Here is a 20,839-nt window from a genome sequence, read left to right as displayed (position 1 = left end):
TTTTTTGAAGGAGCCCGTCATGAGCAACGCCCCGATCATCGGCCACTACATCAACGGCCAGATTCACGACAGCGCCGAGCGTTTCAGCGATGTGTTCAATCCGGCCACCGGCGCCGTGCAGGCCCGGGTGGCGCTGGCGGAACTGAAGACCGTCGATGAAGCCGTTGCCGCTGCCCAGGCGGCGTTTCCCGCGTGGGCGGATCAGTCGTCCCTGCGGCGTGCGCGGGTGATGTTCAAGTTCAAGGAACTGCTTGACCAGCACCACGACGAGCTGGCGGCCATCATCTGCCGCGAGCACGGCAAGGTGTTTTCCGATGCCAAGGGCGAAGTGGTGCGGGGCATCGAGATCGTCGAGTTTGCCTGTGGCGCGCCGAGCCTGCTGAAAAGCGACTACAGCGACAACATCGGCGGCGGCATCGACAACTGGAACCTGCGTCAGCCACTGGGCGTTTGCGCTGGCGTCACGCCGTTCAACTTCCCGGTGATGGTACCGCTGTGGATGATTCCCATGGCGCTGGTTACCGGCAACTGCTTCATCCTCAAACCGTCCGAGCGCGACCCGTCGGCGAGCCTGCTGATGGCGCAGCTGTTGAAACAGGCGGGCCTGCCGGATGGCGTGTTCAACGTGGTGCAGGGCGACAAGGTGGCCGTGGACGCGCTGTTGCAGCACAAGGGCATCGAGGCGATTTCGTTTGTCGGCTCCACGCCCATCGCCGAATACATTCATCAGCAGGGCACGGCCCACGGCAAGCGGGTGCAGGCCCTCGGCGGTGCGAAAAACCACATGATCGTCATGCCCGATGCCGATCTGGATCAGGCCGCCGACGCGTTGATCGGCGCGGCCTACGGTTCGGCGGGCGAGCGCTGCATGGCGATCTCCATTGCTGTGGTGGTAGGAGACGTGGGGCAGAAACTCATCGACAAACTGCTGCCGCGCATTGATGCGCTCAAGGTCGGCAACGGCATGAACGCCGATTCGGACATGGGCCCGCTGGTCACGGCGGTGCACAAGGCCAAGGTCGAGGGCTACATCGCCCAGGGCGTGCAGGAAGGCGCGAAGCTGATCGTCGACGGGCGCAACTTCAGCGTGCCGGGCGCAGAACAGGGTTTCTTCGTCGGCGCCACGCTGTTCGATGACGTGACGCCGGAAATGACTATCTATAAGGAAGAAATCTTCGGGCCGGTGCTGGGCATCGTCCACGTGCCTGACTTTGCCTCGGCGGTGGAGCTGATCAACGCCCACGAATTCGGCAACGGCGTGTCGTGCTTCACCAGCGACGGCGGCATCGCCCGGGCCTTTGCCCGCAACATCAAGGTCGGCATGGTGGGCATCAACGTTCCGATCCCGGTGCCGATGGCCTGGCATTCCTTCGGCGGCTGGAAGCGCTCGCTGTTCGGCGATCATCATGCCTACGGCGAAGAAGGCCTGCGCTTTTACAGCCGCTACAAAAGCGTCATGCAGCGCTGGCCGGACAGCATCGCCAAGGGCGCGGAATTCAGCATGCCGACGGCGAAGTAGGGAATTTGCGCTGACCGTCTGTCGTACGCGGTCAATGTGGGAGCGAGCTTGCTCGCGAAGGCGGCGGTATGGCCACTGGGGATGTGCCAGACGGACCGGCCCCTTCGTGAGCAACCTCACTCCCACAGGGATCATCGCTGAGTCTGAATATTCAGCCCAGTCAGCCAAGTCCGCTAACCATTCCCCGGGCATCCATCACCGCCAATAACAACAAGGTGCAAGCATGACCACGACTCGATTGACCATGGCCCAGGCCCTGGTGAAGTTTCTTGATAACCAGTACGTCGAAGTCGACGGCGTGCAGAGCAAGTTCGTCGCCGGGGTGTTCACCATTTTTGGCCACGGCAACGTGCTCGGCCTGGGCCAGGCGCTTGAGCAGGACCGCGGCGATCTCGTCGTCCATCAAGGTCGCAACGAACAAGGCATGTGCCACGCTGCCATGGGGTTTGCCAAGCAACACCTGCGCCGCAAGATCTACGCCTGTACCTCATCGGTCGGCCCCGGCGCCGCCAACATGATCACCGCCGCGGCCACTGCGTCGGCCAATCGCATACCGCTGCTGTTGCTGCCCGGCGATGTCTACGCCAGTCGCCAGCCTGATCCGGTGCTGCAACAGATCGAACAGTTCCACGACCTCAGCATCAGCACCAACGACGCCTTCAAGGCCGTGAGCAAATACTGGGACCGCATCAACCGCCCCGAGCAACTGATGAGCGCGGCCCTCAACGCCATACGTGTGCTCACCGACCCTGCCGAAACCGGCGCCGTCACCCTGGCGCTGCCCCAGGACGTACAAGCCGAGGCCTACGACTACCCCGATTCCTTCCTGCAAAAACGCGTGCACCGCATCGACCGCCGTCCGCCCACCGAAGCGATGCTCAATGACGCCGTGGCGCTGCTCAAGGGCAAGCGCAAACCGCTGCTGATCTGTGGCGGCGGCGTGCGTTATTCCGGCGCGGCCGCCGAGCTGCAGGCGTTCGCCGAGCGCTTCGGCATTCCGTTCAGCGAAACCCAGGCCGGCAAGAGCGCCATCGTTTCCGCCCATCCGCTGAACATGGGCGGCATCGGCGAGACCGGCACGCTGGCGGCCAATACCCTGGCGCGGGAAGCGGACCTGATCATCGGCGTCGGGACCCGTTACAGCGACTTCACCACCGGCTCGAAATCCCTGTTTCAGAACCCTGAGGTGCAGTTCCTCAACCTAAACGTCGGTGCCTTCGATGTGCAGAAGCTCGATGGCGTGCAGGTGCTGGCCGATGCGCGCCTGGCGCTTCGTTCCCTGGCGGATCAGCTGGGCGACTACCGCGCGCAGTGGGGCGATCAGCCGCGCGAGGCAAGGGCTGCTCTGGAGGCGGAAGTGGATCGGCTGTACGCCGTGGAATACCAGACCGAAGACTTCGAGCCGGAAGTCAGCGGCCACCTTGACCCGCAGGTGCTGCGCGACTTCATCGAGATGACCGGTTCGTGCCTGACCCAGAGCCGAGTGCTGGGCGTGCTCAACCAGCAATTGCCCGGGGACGCGGTGATCGTCGCGGCGGCCGGTAGTCTGCCTGGAGATCTGCAGCGGGCATGGCGCAGCACCAGTGTCGACAGTTATCACGTCGAGTACGGCTATTCGTGCATGGGCTATGAGGTCAACGCCGCGTTGGGCGTGAAAATGGCAGCGCCCCAGCGTGAGGTGTACGCCCTGGTGGGCGACGGTTCCTTCATGATGCTGCACTCGGAACTGGCCACCTCGATTCAGGAGCGGCGCAAGATCAACGTGGTGCTGCTCGACAACATGGCCTTCGGTTGCATCAACAATCTGCAGATGGGCAACGGCATGGGCAGTTTCGGCACCGAGTTCCGCTACCGCAATCCCGAAACCGGTGAGCTGGATGGCGACTTCGTGCCGGTGGATTTTGCGATGAGTGCCGCGGCCTATGGCTGCAAGACTTACAAGGTCAGCAACGCTCAAGAGCTGGAAGCGGCATTGGCCGATGCGCGTACCCAGACGGTTTCGACGCTGATCGACATCAAGGTGCTGCCGAAAACCATGATCCACGGCTACCTGTCGTGGTGGCGCGTGGGCGTGGCGCAGGTGTCGACCGCGGGTACAACGGCCGATGCATATGAACGGCAAAAAGCGGCGTTGGCCAAGGCCCGTCAGTATTGAACACGCTTCTGCAGGGACAGGACATTCACCCATGAAAATCGGACTCATCGGCTACGGAAAGGGCGGGCGCTATTTTCACGCACCGCTGATCGCCAGCCTGCCCGGCGTGACCTTTGCCGGCGTGGTCACCCGCTCGCCGGAACGCCGGCAGGACCTGCGGAACGACTACCCCAAAGTCCCGGCCTTCGACAGCCTCGCCGATCTGGTCGCGGCCGGGGTCGATGCGGTGGTGATTTCGACGCCGCTGGCCTCTCGGCGGGCATTGATTCTCGACGCCATCGAGCTCGGCGTCCCGGTTGTCAGCGACAAACCGTTCGCGCCGGATGCCCAGGCCGCCCAGGAACTGGTAGACGCCGCCGAACGCCGAGGGGTGCTATTGGGCGTGTACCAGAACCGTCGCTGGGACTCGGATTTTCTCACCGTGCGCAAACTGATTGATCAGGGCGTTCTCGGCGACATCAGCCGCTTCGAGTCCCGTGTCGAGCGCTATTCGCCCACGTCGGTTGGCAAGGAAAGCGGCGGCGGCATTCTGCGGGATCTTGGCAGCCATCTGGTGGATCAGGCGCTGCTGCTGTTCGGGCCGGTGAAGCGGGTGTACGCCGAGCTTGAATTTGCGACCCCTGGGCAGAAAGTTGATCACGGCTTCTTCATGTCACTGACCCATGCCAACGGCGTGGTTTCGCACCTCTGGGGCAACTGCCTGCAAAACGCCCAGGGCCCGCGATTTCGGGTCAACGGTTTACAGGGCTGCTATACCGTCGAGGGCCTCGACGGTCAGGAGGCTGCCGCACTGGCCGGGTTGTCACCCAAGTCCGAAGGCGAACGCTGGGGCGTGGAAGAACACCGACGCTGGGGCTGGTTCGAACAGGGCGAGCACCGTGAGCGGGTCCCGTCGGAGCGTGGCTGCTGGACCGAGTTTTACCGGCAATGGCAGGAGGCGGTGATGAATCAGGGGCGTAATCCTGTGGATGCAAACGATGCGGTGGCCTCGGCCAGGGTGCTGGATGCCGCAAGAATCAGCGCGATGGAGGGCAGGGTGGTGGTGCTGTGAAAAGCACACGCAGATGCCCTGTGAGGCACTGCGCTACACCCACCAACAGCCCAGACGGGGCGCATCAGAACGAAAATAGAAATTAATTCTAAAAGCTGTTGAAGTAGAAATTATTTTCCAATAGAGTCATTTCCAGGTTGCCGACGATCGCCGTCAGCGCCTGGTGTCGGGTCTCCCGGCAGCAGGTCGAACGAGCGACACAAAAACAAGAAAGCCAATCGCAGACAGGTACCGCCGATGAACATTTTCAGATCAGCCGCCAAGGCTTGCCGCCCCTTCTTACTCGCGCTTCCCGCCATTCCCCGAGCTGTTTCCCGCACATTCATCAACGCTGCCCCTGCGTTCGAATCCGCCCTCGAAACCATCGCCCACGTGCTCTGCGTCGAAAGTCGCGGCGTTATGGTGTGCGGGGCATCGGGCGGTTCGGTCGCGCACCTTTCAGACGCGGCGTCTTCTGCTCCGCGCTAAACGCCAGCACCTCCAGCAGTCGTTATCCCGCTATTACAACAACAAGAATCTGGAGAAAGACCGTTCATGAATACCCCACTCCGTTTCACCTCACTCGCCCTGGCCCTGATGCTGAGCAGCGGCGTCACCCTGGCGGCCGACCTGAAGATTGGCGTGTCCATGTCTCAGTTCGACGATACGTACCTGACCTACATGCGCGAGGACATGGACAAGAAAGTCAAAGCCATGGGCGGTGTCGATCTGCAGTTCGTGGATGGTCGCAATGACGTGAACAAACAGCTCGATCAGGTGCAGGAGCTGATTGGCAAGAAGGTCGACGCACTGATCGTCAACCCCGTCGACACCGAAGCCACCGTGAAGATCACCAAGGCGGCCACGGATGCTGGCATTCCGCTGGTCTACGTCAACCGCCGTCCGGATGATCCGAAGCTGCCCGCAGGCGTTGCCTCCGTGACCTCCGACGACAAGGAAGCCGGGCGCATGCAGATGGAATACCTGGCCAAGAAAATGAACGGCAAAGGCAACGTCGTCATCTTGCTCGGTGAGCTGGCCAATAACTCGACCCGCGACCGCACGGCGGGGGTCAAGGAAGTGCTGAAAAACTACCCTGACATCAAGGTCACCCAGGAGCAGACCGGCGCCTGGCAGCGGCAGAAAGGCATGGACGTCACCAATGACTGGCTGACCCAGGGCCGCGACTTCAAGGCGGTCATCTCCAACAACGACGAAATGGCCATCGGTGCGGCCATGGCCCTGAAGCAGGCCGGTAAAAAAGGTGAGGTGTTTGTGGCCGGTGTCGACGGCACGCCGGACGGCCTGAGCGCGGTCAAGAAAGGCGACCTCTCGGTTTCGGTGTTCCAGGACGCCAAGGGGCAGGGCGAGGGCGCGATTGACGCGGCCGTGAAGCTGGCGAAGAAGGAAACGCTGCCCGAACAGGCCATCGTGATTCCCTTCAAGCTGATCACCCCGGACAACGTCAGCACCTTCAAATAACCGCTCACCTCACACCGACTGACACCCGGCAGAGCGCCGCCGTGCCTCTGCCGCCCTGTCACTCGAGGAGCCTGTGACCATGTTCGCTTCCGCAACCGCTTCGGCTTCAAACAATCCACCCGCTTCCGGGAGGGCGAGCGACGCCGAACACCCTTATCTGCTGGAAATCACCAACATCAGCAAGGGCTTCCCCGGGGTGGTGGCGCTGGACAACGTGCAACTGCGCGTGCGGCCCGGCAGCGTGCTGGCGCTGATGGGCGAGAACGGCGCGGGGAAGTCCACGCTGATGAAAATCATCGCCGGCATCTACCAGCCCGACACCGGCGAAATCCGCCTGCGCGGCAAGCCGGTGGTGTTCCAGTCGCCGCTGGCGGCGCTGCAATCGGGCATCGCCATGATCCATCAGGAGCTCAACCTGATGCCGCACATGAGCATCGCCGAAAACATCTGGATCGGCCGCGAGCAGCTCAACGGCCTGCACATGGTCGATCACCGCGCGATGCACCGCTGCACGGCGGAATTGCTCGAACGCCTGCGCATCAACCTCGATCCGGAAGAAATGGTCGGCAACCTGAGCATCGCCGAACGGCAGATGGTCGAGATCGCCAAGGCCGTTTCCTACGACTCCGACGTCTTGATCATGGACGAGCCGACCTCCGCCATCACCGAGACGGAGGTGGCCCACCTGTTTTCGATCATTGCCGACCTGCGCGCCCAGGGTAAGGGCATCATCTACATCACCCACAAGATGAACGAAGTGTTCGCCATCGCCGATGAAGTGGCGGTGTTCCGCGACGGCGCCTACATCGGCCTGCAGCGGGCCGACAGCATGAACGGCGACAGCCTGATTTCCATGATGGTCGGCCGTGAACTGACCCAGCTGTTTCCCGAACGCGACCAGCCCGTCGGCAAGCTGCTGCTGTCGGTGCGCGACCTGGCGCTGGACGGCGTGTTCGAGGGCGTGTCGTTCGACCTGCACGCGGGCGAAGTACTCGGCATCGCCGGGCTGATGGGATCGGGGCGCACCAACGTCGCTGAAACGATCTTCGGTATCACCCCGAGCACGCGCGGGGACATTTTCCTCGACGGCACGCCGATCCGTGTCAGCGACCCGCACTTCGCCATCGAGAAAGGCTTTGCGCTGCTCACCGAAGACCGCAAGCTCAGCGGCCTGTTTCCGTGCCTGTCGGTGCTGGAAAACATGGAAATGGCCGTGCTGCCCCATTACGTCGGCAACGGTTTCGTCCATCAGAAAGCCCTGCGCGTGCTGTGCGAAGACATGTGCAAAAAGCTGCGGGTGAAGACGCCGTCCCTTGAGCAGTGCATCGACACGCTGTCCGGCGGCAATCAGCAGAAAGCCCTGCTGGCGCGCTGGCTGATGACCAACCCGCGGGTGCTGATTCTCGATGAGCCGACCCGTGGCATCGACGTCGGCGCCAAGGCCGAGATCTACCGGCTGATTTCCCTGCTCGCCAGCGAAGGCATGGCGGTGATCATGATTTCTTCCGAACTGCCGGAAGTGCTGGGCATGAGCGACCGGGTCATGGTCATGCACGAAGGCGAAATGATGGGCACCCTCGACCGCGCCGAGGCCACCCAGGAACGGGTCATGCACCTGGCGTCCGGAAACCCTGTTCACTGACTCCCCATTCACACGATCTCTGGCTACTGAAGCGCCGGTTCGAGCACTGCTTCACGCCCCAGTGGCAATGCCCCGTTCGGGTCGAACAAGAACTAGAGGCACACATGAAGATGAACGCGATGCTGGAAAACAAACCCGCGCTGGCACCTCGCAAGCACAAACGCCGGCTGCCCACCGAACTGAGCATTTTTCTGGTGCTGATCGGCATTGGCCTGATTTTCGAGCTGTTCGGCTGGATCGTCCGCGATCAGAGCTTTCTGATGAATTCCCAGCGGCTGGTGCTGATGATTCTGCAGGTGTCGATCATTGGCCTGCTGGCCATTGGCGTGACTCAGGTCATCATCACCACCGGCATCGACTTGTCGTCAGGCTCGGTGCTGGCGCTGTCGGCGATGATTGCCGCCAGCCTGGCGCAATCGTCGGACTACACCCGGGCGGTGTTTCCGTCGCTTACCGACCTGCCGGTGTGGGCGCCGGTCATCGCCGGGCTTGGGGTGGGTCTGCTCGCCGGGGCGATCAACGGCAGCATCATCGCCATCACCGGCATCCCGCCGTTCATCGCCACCCTGGGCATGATGGTGTCGGCGCGGGGCCTGGCGCGCTATTACACCGGTGGTCAGCCGGTGAGCATGCTGAATGATTCCTACACCGCGATCGGCCAGGGCGCCATGCCGGTGATCATTTTTCTGGTGGTCGCGGTGATCTTTCACATCGCCCTGCGTTACACCAAATACGGAAAATACACCTACGCCATCGGCGGCAACATGCAAGCGGCGCGCACCTCGGGGATCAACGTCAAGCGTCATCTGGTGATCGTCTACAGCATCGCCGGTCTGCTGGCCGGGCTGGCGGGCGTCGTGGCCTCGGCGCGGGCGGCCACGGGGCAGGCCGGGATGGGCGTTTCCTACGAGCTGGACGCCATCGCGGCGGCGGTGATCGGTGGCACCAGCCTCGCCGGCGGCGTGGGGCGGATCACCGGCACGGTCATCGGCGCGCTGATTCTCGGGGTCATGGCCAGCGGCTTTACCTTCGTCGGCGTCGATGCCTACGTGCAGGACATCATCAAAGGCCTGATCATCGTCATCGCCGTGGTCATCGATCAGTACCGCAACAAGCGCAAGCTCAAGCGCTGAGTCGTTCAGGGGTTATTGAAGAGGGCCTGTTGTCAGGCCCTTTTCGTTTTTCATCGGTTTGAACCGATCAGGCCACGGTCGGTCAGACACCATCTGCCTCGTTTCGAGGACGCCCGGGCCGGGTGAAGGGTGCGATCAAACCCCGGCGCGACCCAATGCCACCGGGTATTCAAACCCTTGTTGGACGAATCCTGATCAATTATGTTGCCGAGTACCGAACCCGGCCTTAGACTGCCGCCCCTCGTAAATTGAGTGCCAAGCGGCGCTTCGAGACTACGGCGCGTTTAATGCCAGGTTGAGGCGCACCTTTGAGATCGCCTTAATGCACGTTTTTTTATAGAGAAATCAATGACCAAGGAAAAGTTGCTGGCGATGCCGGCCGATGACTACATGAACGCCGAGCAGCACGCGTTCTTCGTCGACCTGTTGCAAGCCATGAAAGTCGAAATCCACGAGCGCATCGAGCAGAGCCGTATCGCGATCGAAAGCCTGGACACCCCGGCTGACCCGGCCGACGCCGCTTCCGTGGAAGAAGAGCGCCACTGGCTGGTGAACGTGATTGACCGCGATCAGCGCATGCTGCCACAGCTGGAAATGGCCTTGAGCCGTATCGCTGACGACAGTTTTGGCTGGTGCGAAGACAGCGGCGAGCCCATTGGCCTCAAGCGCCTGCTGATCAGCCCGACCACCAAGTACTGCATCGAAGCTCAGGAACGTCACGAGCAGATCGACCGCCACCAGCGTCAGGCGTGATCCCTCGGGTTCGACCGCCCGCAACGGGTGGTCGAGCCGTTCCATTGCCTATCCCTTACGCGCTGACTGCGTAACCCCTTCCTTCGCCGCACATTCCGACCGACTACCACCAATGACTCATGGCGCATGGCCGCTATTTGGGCGTTTAATGCTTTCACAATAATGAAAGCAGGGCAGGTCCCGGACATGGATGCGAAAGGTCGTCACGCCGCAACACCCTCTCAACCCGCTCACGGGGCTCCCGACCAGCGGACCGCCGCCGGTTCGCGCTGGCTGACGCCCGCCCTGCAAAGCCTTGGCCTGTGCCTGCTGTTCGCGGCGATGGTCCGGGGTGGTATGTCGGTTTATGTATGCCTGCCCGTTGCGCTGTCGATGATGTGGATACCGGCGCTGTTCGCGGGTCGGACGCCCGTGGCGGTGGCGCGGACGGGCGAAGACGGCATGACCCGTCTGACCCGCGATCTGTCCCGGAGCACCAGTCACAATGCGCTGTCTGCGGCGGCCGTGGCGTTTTCCGTCAGGCAACTGGCGGGCAAGCTGCAGTCCCAGGTCAACGCGGCCGAGCAGATCGTCAGCAGCGCCGACGTGATGATCGCCACCGAGCGCGCCACTTCCACGCTTAGCCAGCAAGCGCTGACCGCCGCCAGCCAGGCGCGGGAGAGCAGCGGCGCGGGGCTTGACGTCCTCAACGCCTCGATTGGTCTGATGCACCAACTCAGCGAACGGGCCGACAACAGCCGTGAACTCATCGAAGCCCTCAGCCAGCGCAGCGAAGACATCCAGCGTGTCACGGCAGTGATTCAGTCCATCGCCAGCCAGACCAACCTGCTCGCCCTCAACGCCGCCATCGAAGCCGCGCGCGCCGGCGAACACGGCCGTGGCTTTGCCGTTGTGGCCGACGAAGTGCGCGGGCTGGCCAGGCGCACGGCGACGGCGACCAGTGAAGTGGGGGAGATGGTCGTGGATATTCAGCAGCGCACCCGTCAGGTGGTCGAGCAGATTCGGCAGTTATCGGGCGACCTGAGTGGCGGCGTCGCCCAGGTCGAATCCACCGGACAGCAACTGGCGAACATCGCTCAACTGGCGGTTGGGGTAGAGCAACAGGTGGGTGAAATCGCGCGGGGCGCCCAGACCAATCAGGAGCAATTGAGCAGCCTGTTCGTGGCGGTGGAGCAAATGCGCAGCGACCTTGCCATCAGCGATGACCAGACCCGGCGCCTGGCGCAGTCGGCGTTGCAGATGGAAGAGCAGGCGGAAACCATCAGCGAGCGCCTGGCTCAGGTCGGCCTGGATGACTACCACCAGCGCATTTATGACCTCGCCCGGGAAGGTGCCAGCCAGATAGCCGCGACGTTCGAGCAGGACATCGATCAGGGCCGGGTCAGCCTGACCGATCTGTTCGACCGCACTTACCAGCCCATCCCCAACACCTCGCCGGCCAAGTACCAGACGCGCTTCGACCGCTACACCGATCAAACGCTGCCGGCCATTCAGGAACCGCTGCTGACCCGTCATGAGGGTCTGGTTTTCGCCATCGCCTGCACGCAGCAGGGTTACGTGCCGACCCACAATCAGGTGTTCAGCCGGCCGCTGACGGGTGATACGGCGGTCGACGCGGTGAACAACCGCACCAAGCGCAAGTTCGACGACCGCACCGGCATTCGCTGTGGCAGTCACCAGCAGCCGGTGCTGTTGCAGACCTACACCCGCGACACCGGCGAACTGATGCACGATCTTTCCGTGCCCATCGTCGTCAAGGGCCGACATTGGGGCGGGCTGCGGCTGGGTTATAGGCCGGAGAAAAGCTGAGGATCAAGCTGCAAGCTGCAAGCTGCAAGTGAAGAGCAGTTATCAGTGATCGCGCGTCTTGTGGCTTGCCGCTTGAAGCTTGCAGATCTTCGGGGAGCGTCAATTGTACGACTTAGGCCCTTTAATTATTTAACCGTCCGATATTGAAGTAGGACGCGTCTGAAGTGCAGTTCCATCGGTTGACGGAACGTTAACTGCGATCATCCTGTGAGTATATGTCCGAATATGTAATCGCCTGTTCGGGACTCATGTCAGTACTCACGGATGAATCAAATGACAAAAAAAACTATCAGTCACGCGTCGGCCGATTCCCGCGCCGGCGCGCAGCAGGTCACCGTTCGCTTAGGTGTGTTTTTCGACGGGACCGGCAATAACCGGGTGAATAGCCAGATCGGCGCCGACTGCCAGGCCATGGCGGAAGTCTACGGCGGCGTGCATATAAAAGAATGTGGCGGTCGGCACACTGACGCCGGCAGCAGTTACAGCAACAGCCCGACCAATATCGCGCGACTGGCCGGTTTATATAAACAACAGCGCAAGGCAATCGTTAATGCAGACGGCCTGTTTGTGTATGGCGCGGTGTATGTCAGTGGCGTTGGCACAACATCTGGCGGGCGCGATTCCCGCTTGTCGGGCCAAGGCTTCGGTCGCGGCACCACTGGCGTGGTGGCGAAAGTGTCGCGTGGCATCAAAAAGCTTGCCGATGAACTTCACACGTTTGAAAGCGACAACCCGGGTTGTGTCATCGGGGCGCTGGAGCTGGACGTGTTTGGCTTCAGTCGGGGAGCGGCGTCGGCCCGGCATCTGGCCAACGAAGTGCTGAAAAAATCCCGTGGCGCGCTGGACCCCGTGCTCGACCCCCGCAAATTGCCGCTTTCGGACAGCTTTTCATGGGCCAGTGGCAGCGTGCGGTTGAAGGTCATCGGCCTGTTCGACACGGTCGCCGCCGTGGGCGGGATTTCCGATCTGGGCAGCGTTCGGGATGCGGTCAACAAACGGGTCAATCTGTTTTTGCCCCCCGGGTGCGCGCAGCAGGTGCTGCACCTGGTGGCCGGCGATGAGCATCGGCGCAACTTCGTGCTCAACAGCGTCAAGCCCGACTGGCCCCAGGAAATCGTACTGCCCGGCAGCCATTCGGACATCGGTGGCGGCTATCAGCCCCAGGAAATGGAGAAAGTCTCGCTGTTCCGGCCTCGCCGCAGCCTGGTCAGCGTCAGCACGCCTTATGACACGACGGATGCCTGGCTGCAGGCCCACGCCGAGCTGTCCACTCTTGATGCGGGGCGTCTGCTCGACCCCACCGATGACAGCGCCTCGCTGGGCGTGGAATGTTTCGAACGGTTCGCCAGCAGCTCACGCGGGGTCAAGACAGTGGTGGCGACGGTGAAGCTGGAGCGACGCGTCTACAACCACCTCGCCCTTGTTTACCTGCGGCTGATGCACGCGCTCGCATGCGACGAGGGCGTGCCGTTCCTGCCCATCAAAGAATCAGCGGAAACAAGCCTGCCACCGGAGTTGCGGCCCATAGCCGCCAAGCTGATCAGCCACGCCAAAGGGGAGGGCGGTGCGTTGAGTGACGCCGAGCAGACGCTGTTGTATCGGCGCTACATCCATCGCTCGGCCCACTGGAACAATGCCCGACGCGACTCGCTGGTCGATGGGTTGTTCGTGCATGCCCCTGCGCTCAATGGCCGGCAGATGTTCACCAATCTCGGTCAACTTGCTTATCCACAGTGAGCGGCATTGAAGCAACGGGTGGCGATGATGGCGAATCCGGCAAAAAAAATGGCGGCCTTGGTAGGCCGCCATTTTTTTGCACGTGCGACGGGTCAGGTCGGGGTGTGCAGCAAGACGTTCAGCTCATCGACGATGGGTGCCCAGTCATCATCCAGCTGGATTTTTTCCTTCAGCAGCGCCCCTTGTTGCGGCGACCAGAACTCGGCTTCGGACACTTTCACACCTTCCGGCAGATGATGCCCGGCGACGAACGCGTCGATGCTGGCCTGATCGGACTCCAGCCCCAATTGTTCGAACAACAGCTCAAGCGACGGCGTCATGATTTCCATTTTTTCTCCCGAACGGGTCAAGGACCCGGATTGGCGTGGTCAGTGAGTAACCTTCTGTTGCATGGGAGTGCGCGGGGCAGGCAAGAGTTCTAACAGATTGCCCGAAGGGGCACTGACACACCGCGTGCTTTTAGTGGGACCGGCTTCAGCCGGGAAAGCGTCAGGTGTCACACCGAAGAATTGAGGGTGATCAAACAGGCCTCTTCCCGGCTAAAGCCGGTCCTACGGACACCCTGCGTGCTTTTAGAGGGACCGGCTTCAGCCGGGAAAGCGTCAGGTGTCACACCCAAGAATTGAGGGTGATCAAACAGGCCTCTTCCCGGCTAAAGCCAGTCCTACTGAACATCGTCTGACAAAAACCACTTCACACCGGACGAAAGGGATATATCCCGTATAGACTCACTGCCGGTAGAATCCATGCTAACGCCAGCGTCCGGCTTCAGGACGCACCATTTCTCGTTTCTTTCCCGCCCGGTCCGCTGTCCGGGCGGGTTCCTATCTGGTTGGGAGTTTGTACATTGGCAGTAGGTAATCTGGATACCCACGCATTATTCGTGCTCGGAGACGTGCGCGCGAAGTTGGTAAAGCTGTTCCAGGCGCGATTCGTTTATGTCATCGAACAATCCCCTGAAGGCATTTACATGTCGGAGATCGACACCGAAACCGCATTGGTGGTCGATGATAAGCCCGGGCTGGAACTCAAAGTGGGTGACCACTTCCGAGCCGCCGTATTGCCCAGCCGTGAAGGCGGCAAGTTCGAAATCCGCTTCCGCGACATCAAGATGACCATCTACGGTCTGGGCGAATACGCGTTTGTCGAAGTGCCCGAAGGCCACGGCATCGTCTTCAAAGAGTCCCACAGCATTTTCATGGTGTTCGCCGCCCACGAACAGATTCAAACCGGCCTGAGCAAAGTCCTCAAAGCCGCCACCGCCAAAGCCGCCAAATGGCGCAAGGGCGAGCTGACGTTCAAAGCCAGCGAGTAGAACAGCGCTTCAACACGCCTGCACACGGATCGCGCCCACATCCCCCACGCCCAAGCGATGGGTAGAGGGCCCGTCTGCGCCCGGAAACCCCCTTCAGCCCAGGCTCAATGCCCCTGCTGTCTGCCGTCGCTAACCTCGGGTGGCACGTCGTCACCGGCCATGCGCTTGCGAAACAGCCCGGTGCGCGCCAGCAGCAAAGTGGTCACAGGAACGGTAATGGCCAGCAGGATCGGGATCAGCCACGCGTGCAACACGGGACCGTCCTTCAGCGCCGAGAAGTAGACGATCGACGCCAGCGCCACGCACCACGCGCCGAGGGTCGAGGCCAGTGCGGGCGGGTGCATGCGCTGGAAAAAGTCCTTCATGCGCAGCAGACCCAGCGCGCCGATCAGGCCGAACAGGCTGCTCAGCACCAGCAGCGCGGCGGTCAGGATTTCGACCCAGAACGGCAGAACCTGCAACGAATTCATTCGATCACCTCACCGCGCAATAGAAATTTGGCCAGCGCGAATGAGCCGACGAAGCCGAACAGCGCGATCAGCAGCGCCGCTTCGAAGTAGGTATCACTGGCGTAGCGAATCCCCAGCACCAGCATCATCAGCATCGCCAGGATGTACAGGTAATCCAGCGCCAATACCCGGTCCTGCGCCGACGGGCCTTTGAACAGGCGAATCAGGGCCAGGACCATGGCGATGGCGAACACCGACAGCGTAAAAAGGATCGCGTTTGTGAGCAGGGCGCTCATTGGAAAATCTCCATCAGTGGCCGTTCGTACGTGCTTTTGAAGTGCTCGATGAAGGCCGCTTCGTCGTCCAGATCGAACACATGCATCAGCAGCACGCTGCGATCCAGCGCCAGTTCGGACCAGACCGTGCCCGGCACCACCGTGCAGATCATCGCCAGCGCTGCGAGGCCGTGGGCGTCGTGCAGGTCCAGCGGGACTTTGACGAAGGCCGAGCGTGGCGGACGACGACCCGCGCGCAGAACGCCCCAGGCGACCGCCAGATTGGATACCACCACATCGCGACCCACCAGCAGGAACAAGCCCAGGGCGACGCCGGGTTTGCGGATCCGCGCCGGTGAGGGGCGCAACGGCGCGAAAATGTACGGCGCGAAAAAGCCGAGCAGAGCGCCCAGCAGCAGATTGCCCGGACTCAGGGACAGGTTGAGCAACAGCCACAAACCCCACAACGACAGCGACAACAGCGGCGCTGGAAACAGACGCTTCATGGCTGCACCTCCGGCGTCGCCGAGGCCGGCCCCGGTACCGGCCTGGCCGCCTTGACCGACAGCACGTATTGCTGCGGGTCATGCAGCGCCTGGGCGGTGTCCTGGGTGTAATGCAACAGCGCCTGGGCCTTGAACGTCAGCACGATGGCGCAGCCCACCAGCAAGGCGATCGGCAGGCATTCGTTGAGCCGCAGCAGGGGCGCCGCATGTTCCTGGGGCGTCCAGAAGCGCTTGATGCCGACACGCACGAAGGCAAACAGCGACGTCAGCCCGGAAATAATCAACAGCGCCACCAGCGTCCAGCTGTCAGCTCGAATGGCTTCGGCCTTCGCCACATCAAGGCCCAGCGGATTGAGCAGGGCGCTGATCAGCGTCAGCTTGCCAAGAAAGCCTGACAGCGGCGGCATGCCGATAATCAACAGCGCGCAGGCAATGAAACTCAAGCCCAGAAACGCCATGGTCCAGGGGATGACATGGCCGACCACGGCTTTCTGCTCGTCATCCAGATTGGTCCCGGGCACTGGGTGCAACGACTCCAGCGCCTTGGGCAACTGGTCGGCGTCTTCGTCGAGGGCGATGTCATTGGCCGAGCGCGAGCGCTCGATCAACTCCGCCAGCAGGAACAGCGCACTCAGCGCCAGGGTTGAGCTGACCAGATAGAACAGCGCCCCGGCGGTCAGGCTCGGCTGCGCGAAACCGACCGCCGAGAGCAGAATCCCCGCCGACACCAGAATGCTCAGACTGGCCATGCGCTCCAGACGCTGGGCGGCGACCACGGAAATCGCCGCCACGCTGACGGTGGCCATGCCGCCCCAGATCAGCCAGTCCCCGCCGAAGAACGCCGACGCGCCGGCCTGACCGGAAAACAGCAGCGTCCACAACCGCAGCAGGGTGTAGAAGCCGACTTTGGTCATGATCGCGAACAGCGCCGCCACCGGTGCGCTGGCGGCAGAATAGGCCGGCACCAGCCAGAAATTCAGCGGCCACATGCCGGCCTTGGCCAGAAAGGCGACCGCCAGAATGGCCGCGCCGGCGTGCAGCAGGCCCAGATCGCCCTCCGGCACCTGAGGGATCTTTATCGCCAGATCCGCCAGGTTCAGCGTGCCGGTCACGCCATAGATCAACGCCGCGCCGATCAGGAATAGCGATGAGGCCAGCAAATTGATGGTGATGTAATGCAGGCCCGCCGAAACCCGAGCCCGCCCCGAGCCGTGCAGCATCAGGCCGTAGGACGCCGCCAGCAGCACTTCGAAGAACACGAACAGGTTGAACAGGTCGGCGGTGAGAAACGCGCCATACAACCCCATCAGTTGAATCTGAAACAGCGCGTGAAAACTCGCCCCCGCGCGATCCCAGCGGGCCAGGGCGAAGAGCAGGGCGCAGAAGGCGACGATGCCGGTCAGCACCAGCATCAGCGCCGACAGGTGATCGACCACCAGCACGATGCCGAATGGCGCCTCCCAGTTGCCCGGCAGGTACACACCTATGGAACCGGTGGTGCCGGTTTTCTGCACCCACATCATCAGCGTGATGGCGATGGCCAGACCGAGCCCGGTGGAGAAGAGGTTGATCCGCGCTTTCAGCGGACGGTGTTTCTCGCCGAGCCACAGCATCAGCGCAGCGGTCAGCACCGGCAGCAGGATCGGGGCGACGATCAGTTGATTCATCACACTCATTCACCCAGCTCCCGCCCGTCGACATGGTCGTTGCCGGTCAGACCGCGCGACGCCAGCAGCACCACCAGAAACAGCGCGGTCATGGCGAAACTGATGACGATGGCCGTCAGCACCAGCGCCTGGGGCAGGGGATCGGTGTAATTGAGCAAATCCTGGGGCACGCCGTCCTTGATGATCGGCTCCTTGCCGATGAACAGACTGCCCATGCTGAAGATGAACAGATTGACGCCGTAGGACAGCAGGCACAGGCCCATGACGACCTGAAAGGTCCGTGGACGCAGGATCAGCCACACGCCGGAGGCGGCAAGCACGCCGATGGCAATGGCAATGACTTCTTCCATCAGATGGCTCCTTGTGAAATCGGGCTGTCGGCCGGGACCGGTTCAATGGGCTGCGGCAGCGAGGTCGGGCGATGGCTGCGCACTGACTGGTGAGCCAGCGCCGTGAGGATCAGCAGGGTCGAGCCGACCACCACCGCGTACACGCCGATGTCGAAAAACAGCGCGCTGGCGATGTGCAGGTCGCCCAGTATCGGCAGGTCGACATGGGCGGTGTGGGTGGTCATGAACGGATAACCCAGGGCCATCGAACCCAGCCCTGTGGCCAGCGCGAAGAACAGACCGGTGCCCATCCAGCGCAACGGCCGCAGGCTCATGTTGGCCTCGACCCACTGGGTGCCGGCGACCATGTATTGCAGGATGAACGCCACCGACATCACCAGCCCGGCGACGAAACCGCCACCGGGCTGGTTGTGCCCGCGCATGAACAGGTACATCGACACCACGAATGCCACCGGCAAGAGCAGGCGCACCAGCACCGCCGGCACCATCATGAAGCCCAGTGCCGTGTCGGCAGCGTGACGCGGATTGACCAGATCGGTGACCACGTCCCGGGCCAGCAAGCGCTGTTGAGCCGGCAGGGCGATGCTTTCTTTCGGCGGGCGGAAGCGACGCAGCAGCGCAAAGACCGTCAGCGCCACCACGGCCAGCACGGTGATTTCGCCAAAGGTGTCGAAGCCACGGAAGTCCACGAGCATGACGTTGACGGCATTGGTGCCGCCGCCCTGGGCCAGGGCGCGGCTCAGGTAAAACTCGGAAATGGCGTTCGGCGTCGGCCGCGTCAGCATGGCGTAGGACAACACCGCCATGCCGCCACCCACCGCCACGGCGAGGACGAAATCGCGGATCCGCCGCACCTTGGCCCTGCGTCGCGCCTGGGAAGGTGGCGGCACGTTTTCGTTGCGTCGCGGCAGCCAGCGCAGGCCCAGCAGGATCAACACCGTGGTGACGACTTCCACCGCCAGTTGGGTCAGTGCCAGGTCCGGCGCGGAAAACCAGACGAAGGTCACGCAGGTCATCAATCCGCAGACGCTGACCATGGTCACGGCCGCCAGACGATGATATTTGGCTTGCCACGCAGCGCCGATGGCGCAGGCAATCGCAATCAGCCAGAGCATCACGAATACCCCGGAGCCCGGAATCTTCGGTCGATCGCCCCAGCTCAGCCCGCTCTCGTACATCGGCACAAAGCCGGCGACCAGCGCGGCCAGCACCATCAGAAACAGCTGCGCCTGCAAGCGACGCGTGGTCAACAGCCCCACCAGTCGGCGGGCGCCGCGCATCTTCAGCACCAGCACGCGCTCGAACATGCGCTTGCCGTTCAGGCGCCAGATCAGCGGCGGCCCGTTCACCTGCTTGCGCTTGATCGGCCCGCGCAGCAGCAGGTACAGAACGATACCGCCGGCCATGGCGATCAGGCTCATGATCATCGGCGCGTTCAGCCCGTGCCAGATCGCCAGGCTGTATTCGGGCAATTCCCCCCCGACCACTGGCTGCGCTGCGGCGGCCAGCAACGGGCCGACGGAGTGCGTGGGAAAAATGCCGACGATCAGGCAGGCCAGCACCAGCAATTCCACCGGCAGGCGCATCCAGCGCGGTGGCTCGTGGGGCGTGTGGGGCAGGCGCGTGGCTTTCGGGCCGAAGAACACATCGACGGTGAAGCGCAGGGAATAGGCCACGCTGAAAATCCCGGCGATCGTGGCGATCACCGGCAGGGCGATCTCGACCCAGTCGGTCGAGGTGATGAACACCGTTTCCGCGAAGAACATTTCCTTGGACAGGAAGCCGTTCAGCAGCGGCACCCCGGCCATTGACGCGCTGGCGACCATCGCCAGCGTCGCGGTGTAGGGCATCAGCTTGATCAGCCCGCTGAGCTTGCGGATGTCGCGGGTGCCGCTTTCGTGGTCGATGATCCCCGCCGCCATGAACAGCGACGCCTTGAACGTGGCGTGGTTGAGGATGTGAAACACCGCCGCGACGGCGGCCAGCGGGCTGTTCAGGCCCAGCAGCAGGGTGATCAGCCCCAGGTGACTGATGGTGGAATAGGCCAGCAGGCCCTTGAGGTCGTTTTGAAACATGGCCGAATAAGCGCCGATCACCAGCGTGGCGGCCCCTGCGCCGCTGACGATCCAGAACCACTGTTCGCTGCCCGAGAGCGACGGCCACAGGCGCGCCAGGAGGAACACGCCGGCCTTGACCATGGTCGCCGAGTGCAGATACGCCGACACCGGCGTCGGTGCCGCCATGGCGTGGGGCAGCCAGAAATGGAAAGGGAATTGCGCGCTCTTGCTCAGCGCGCCGATCAGAATCAGCGTCAGCAGCACCGGGTACAGGGCGTGGGCGCGAATCGCATCGCCCGAGGCCAGCACGCGATCCAGGTCATAACTGCCGACGACGTGCCCGAGCAGCATCATCCCCACCAGCAGCGCGAGGCCGCCGGCGCCGGTGACCATCAGCGCCATGTAAGCGCCGCGCCGGGCGTCGGCGCGGTGGTGCCAGTAGCCGATCAGCAGGAACGAGAAGACGCTGGTCAGCTCCCAGAAGAACACGATCTGAATGAGGTTGCCGGACATGACCAGCCCGAGCATGGCGCCCATGAACGCCAGAAAGAATGAGAAAAAACGCGGCACCGGGTCGTCCGGCGACATGTAATAACGCGCATACAGCGACACCAGGGCGCCGATCCCCAGCACCAGCATCGAGAACAGCCAGGCAAAGCCGTCCAGACGCAGGACGAAATTCAGCCCCAGGCTGGGCAGCCAGAAAAACTCTTCTCTGATGACCCCGCCGTGGGCGATCTGTGGATACCACAATGCCACCTGCACCGCGCCGATCAAGGCGATCAGGCCGGCGAGGATGGATTCACTGTTGCGTGCGTTGTGCGGCAAAAGCGCCGCCAGACAGCTGCCGACGAAGGGCAGAAGCAGTAGAACTATCAGGGACATAGGCTTCTAATCTGCGGAGAAATGTCAAGGATCATACGTGCAGGGTTCGGGATGACCAAACGCCAAGATGTCGCA

The 20,839-nt window shown here is 62.4% G+C and carries 17 protein-coding genes; 10 read left to right on the top strand and 7 right to left on the bottom strand.

Going from position 1 to position 20,839, the window contains the following annotated elements; genetic code table 11:
- Window positions 1–19 precede the first annotated feature (19 nt).
- The 9 genes from ABEH28_RS21705 (at window position 20) to ABEH28_RS21665 (ending at window position 13,260) form a co-directional block, all read left to right on the top strand.
- The gene (locus ABEH28_RS21705; RefSeq protein WP_074891127.1) at window positions 20–1,519 is read left to right on the top strand and encodes a CoA-acylating methylmalonate-semialdehyde dehydrogenase; all 1,500 of its coding nucleotides are present in this window, start codon (window positions 20–22) and stop codon (window positions 1,517–1,519) included.
- Between the two features lie 223 nt (window positions 1,520–1,742).
- On the top strand, window positions 1,743–3,674 hold the full coding sequence (iolD, locus tag ABEH28_RS21700) for a 3D-(3,5/4)-trihydroxycyclohexane-1,2-dione acylhydrolase (decyclizing) (RefSeq protein ID WP_192174050.1): 1,932 nt from the start codon (window positions 1,743–1,745) through the stop codon (window positions 3,672–3,674).
- A gap of 31 nt (window positions 3,675–3,705) precedes the next feature.
- Complete coding sequence (locus ABEH28_RS21695) at window positions 3,706–4,725, top strand: Gfo/Idh/MocA family oxidoreductase (protein WP_192174049.1); 1,020 nt, start codon at window positions 3,706–3,708, stop codon at window positions 4,723–4,725.
- Between the two features lie 534 nt (window positions 4,726–5,259).
- The gene (locus tag ABEH28_RS21690) at window positions 5,260–6,186 is read left to right on the top strand and encodes a sugar ABC transporter substrate-binding protein (RefSeq protein ID WP_346631048.1); all 927 of its coding nucleotides are present in this window, start codon (window positions 5,260–5,262) and stop codon (window positions 6,184–6,186) included.
- Between the two features lie 79 nt (window positions 6,187–6,265).
- A complete protein-coding gene (locus ABEH28_RS21685) occupies window positions 6,266–7,828 on the top strand; it encodes a sugar ABC transporter ATP-binding protein (RefSeq protein ID WP_346631047.1) in 1,563 nt (520 codons plus the stop codon).
- Window positions 7,829–7,938: 110 nt separating this feature from the next.
- A complete protein-coding gene (locus ABEH28_RS21680) occupies window positions 7,939–8,961 on the top strand; it encodes an ABC transporter permease (protein WP_192174120.1) in 1,023 nt (340 codons plus the stop codon).
- Window positions 8,962–9,309: 348 nt separating this feature from the next.
- Window positions 9,310–9,714 carry a TraR/DksA C4-type zinc finger protein gene (locus ABEH28_RS21675; RefSeq protein ID WP_122537744.1) on the top strand — a complete coding sequence of 135 codons (405 nt, stop codon included), beginning with the start codon at window positions 9,310–9,312 and terminating at the stop codon, window positions 9,712–9,714.
- A gap of 186 nt (window positions 9,715–9,900) precedes the next feature.
- Window positions 9,901–11,523, top strand: a complete 1,623-nt coding sequence (locus ABEH28_RS21670; protein WP_346631046.1) for a methyl-accepting chemotaxis protein — start codon at window positions 9,901–9,903, stop codon at window positions 11,521–11,523.
- Window positions 11,524–11,796: 273 nt separating this feature from the next.
- A complete protein-coding gene (locus ABEH28_RS21665) occupies window positions 11,797–13,260 on the top strand; it encodes a DUF2235 domain-containing protein (protein ID WP_346631045.1) in 1,464 nt (487 codons plus the stop codon).
- A 92-nt stretch (window positions 13,261–13,352) separates the two neighbouring features.
- On the opposite strand, the gene ABEH28_RS21660 is transcribed toward ABEH28_RS21665, so the two are convergent.
- On the bottom strand, window positions 13,353–13,589 hold the full coding sequence (locus ABEH28_RS21660) for a DUF2789 family protein (protein WP_192174044.1): 237 nt from the start codon (window positions 13,587–13,589) through the stop codon (window positions 13,353–13,355).
- A 518-nt stretch (window positions 13,590–14,107) separates the two neighbouring features.
- On the opposite strand from ABEH28_RS21660, the gene ABEH28_RS21655 reads away from it, so the two are divergent.
- A complete protein-coding gene (locus ABEH28_RS21655) occupies window positions 14,108–14,575 on the top strand; it encodes a hypothetical protein (RefSeq protein ID WP_192174043.1) in 468 nt (155 codons plus the stop codon).
- A gap of 104 nt (window positions 14,576–14,679) precedes the next feature.
- Here the strand turns inward: ABEH28_RS21655 and ABEH28_RS21650 are convergent, their stop codons facing one another.
- The 6 genes from ABEH28_RS21650 to ABEH28_RS21625 are packed head-to-tail and all read right to left on the bottom strand — an operon-like array spanning window position 14,680 to window position 20,764.
- Window positions 14,680–15,045 carry a Na+/H+ antiporter subunit G gene (locus ABEH28_RS21650; protein ID WP_346631044.1) on the bottom strand — a complete coding sequence of 122 codons (366 nt, stop codon included), beginning with the start codon at window positions 15,043–15,045 and terminating at the stop codon, window positions 14,680–14,682.
- Complete coding sequence (locus ABEH28_RS21645) at window positions 15,042–15,320, bottom strand: K+/H+ antiporter subunit F (protein ID WP_346631043.1); 279 nt, start codon at window positions 15,318–15,320, stop codon at window positions 15,042–15,044. Before ABEH28_RS21645 ends, ABEH28_RS21650 begins: the two co-directional genes overlap by 4 nt.
- The gene (locus ABEH28_RS21640; protein ID WP_282372397.1) at window positions 15,317–15,805 is read right to left on the bottom strand and encodes a Na+/H+ antiporter subunit E; all 489 of its coding nucleotides are present in this window, start codon (window positions 15,803–15,805) and stop codon (window positions 15,317–15,319) included. Before ABEH28_RS21640 ends, ABEH28_RS21645 begins: the two co-directional genes overlap by 4 nt.
- On the bottom strand, window positions 15,802–17,481 hold the full coding sequence (locus ABEH28_RS21635) for a monovalent cation/H+ antiporter subunit D (protein WP_346625342.1): 1,680 nt from the start codon (window positions 17,479–17,481) through the stop codon (window positions 15,802–15,804). Before ABEH28_RS21635 ends, ABEH28_RS21640 begins: the two co-directional genes overlap by 4 nt.
- Window positions 17,478–17,822, bottom strand: coding sequence for a Na+/H+ antiporter subunit C (locus ABEH28_RS21630; RefSeq protein WP_065986226.1), 345 nt, complete (start codon window positions 17,820–17,822; stop codon window positions 17,478–17,480). Before ABEH28_RS21630 ends, ABEH28_RS21635 begins: the two co-directional genes overlap by 4 nt.
- On the bottom strand, window positions 17,822–20,764 hold the full coding sequence (locus ABEH28_RS21625; protein ID WP_346631042.1) for a monovalent cation/H+ antiporter subunit A: 2,943 nt from the start codon (window positions 20,762–20,764) through the stop codon (window positions 17,822–17,824). The genes ABEH28_RS21630 and ABEH28_RS21625 overlap by 1 nt, the downstream gene beginning before the upstream one ends.
- Window positions 20,765–20,839: the final 75 nt, after the last annotated feature.

This window comes from Pseudomonas sp. Ps21-P2, from assembly GCF_039672565.1.
In the GTDB taxonomy this organism is placed as follows: Bacteria; Pseudomonadota; Gammaproteobacteria; order Pseudomonadales; family Pseudomonadaceae; genus Aquipseudomonas.
The sequence above is the reverse complement of the archived record's forward strand: the minus strand, read 5'-3'. Positions and strand labels throughout refer to the sequence as shown.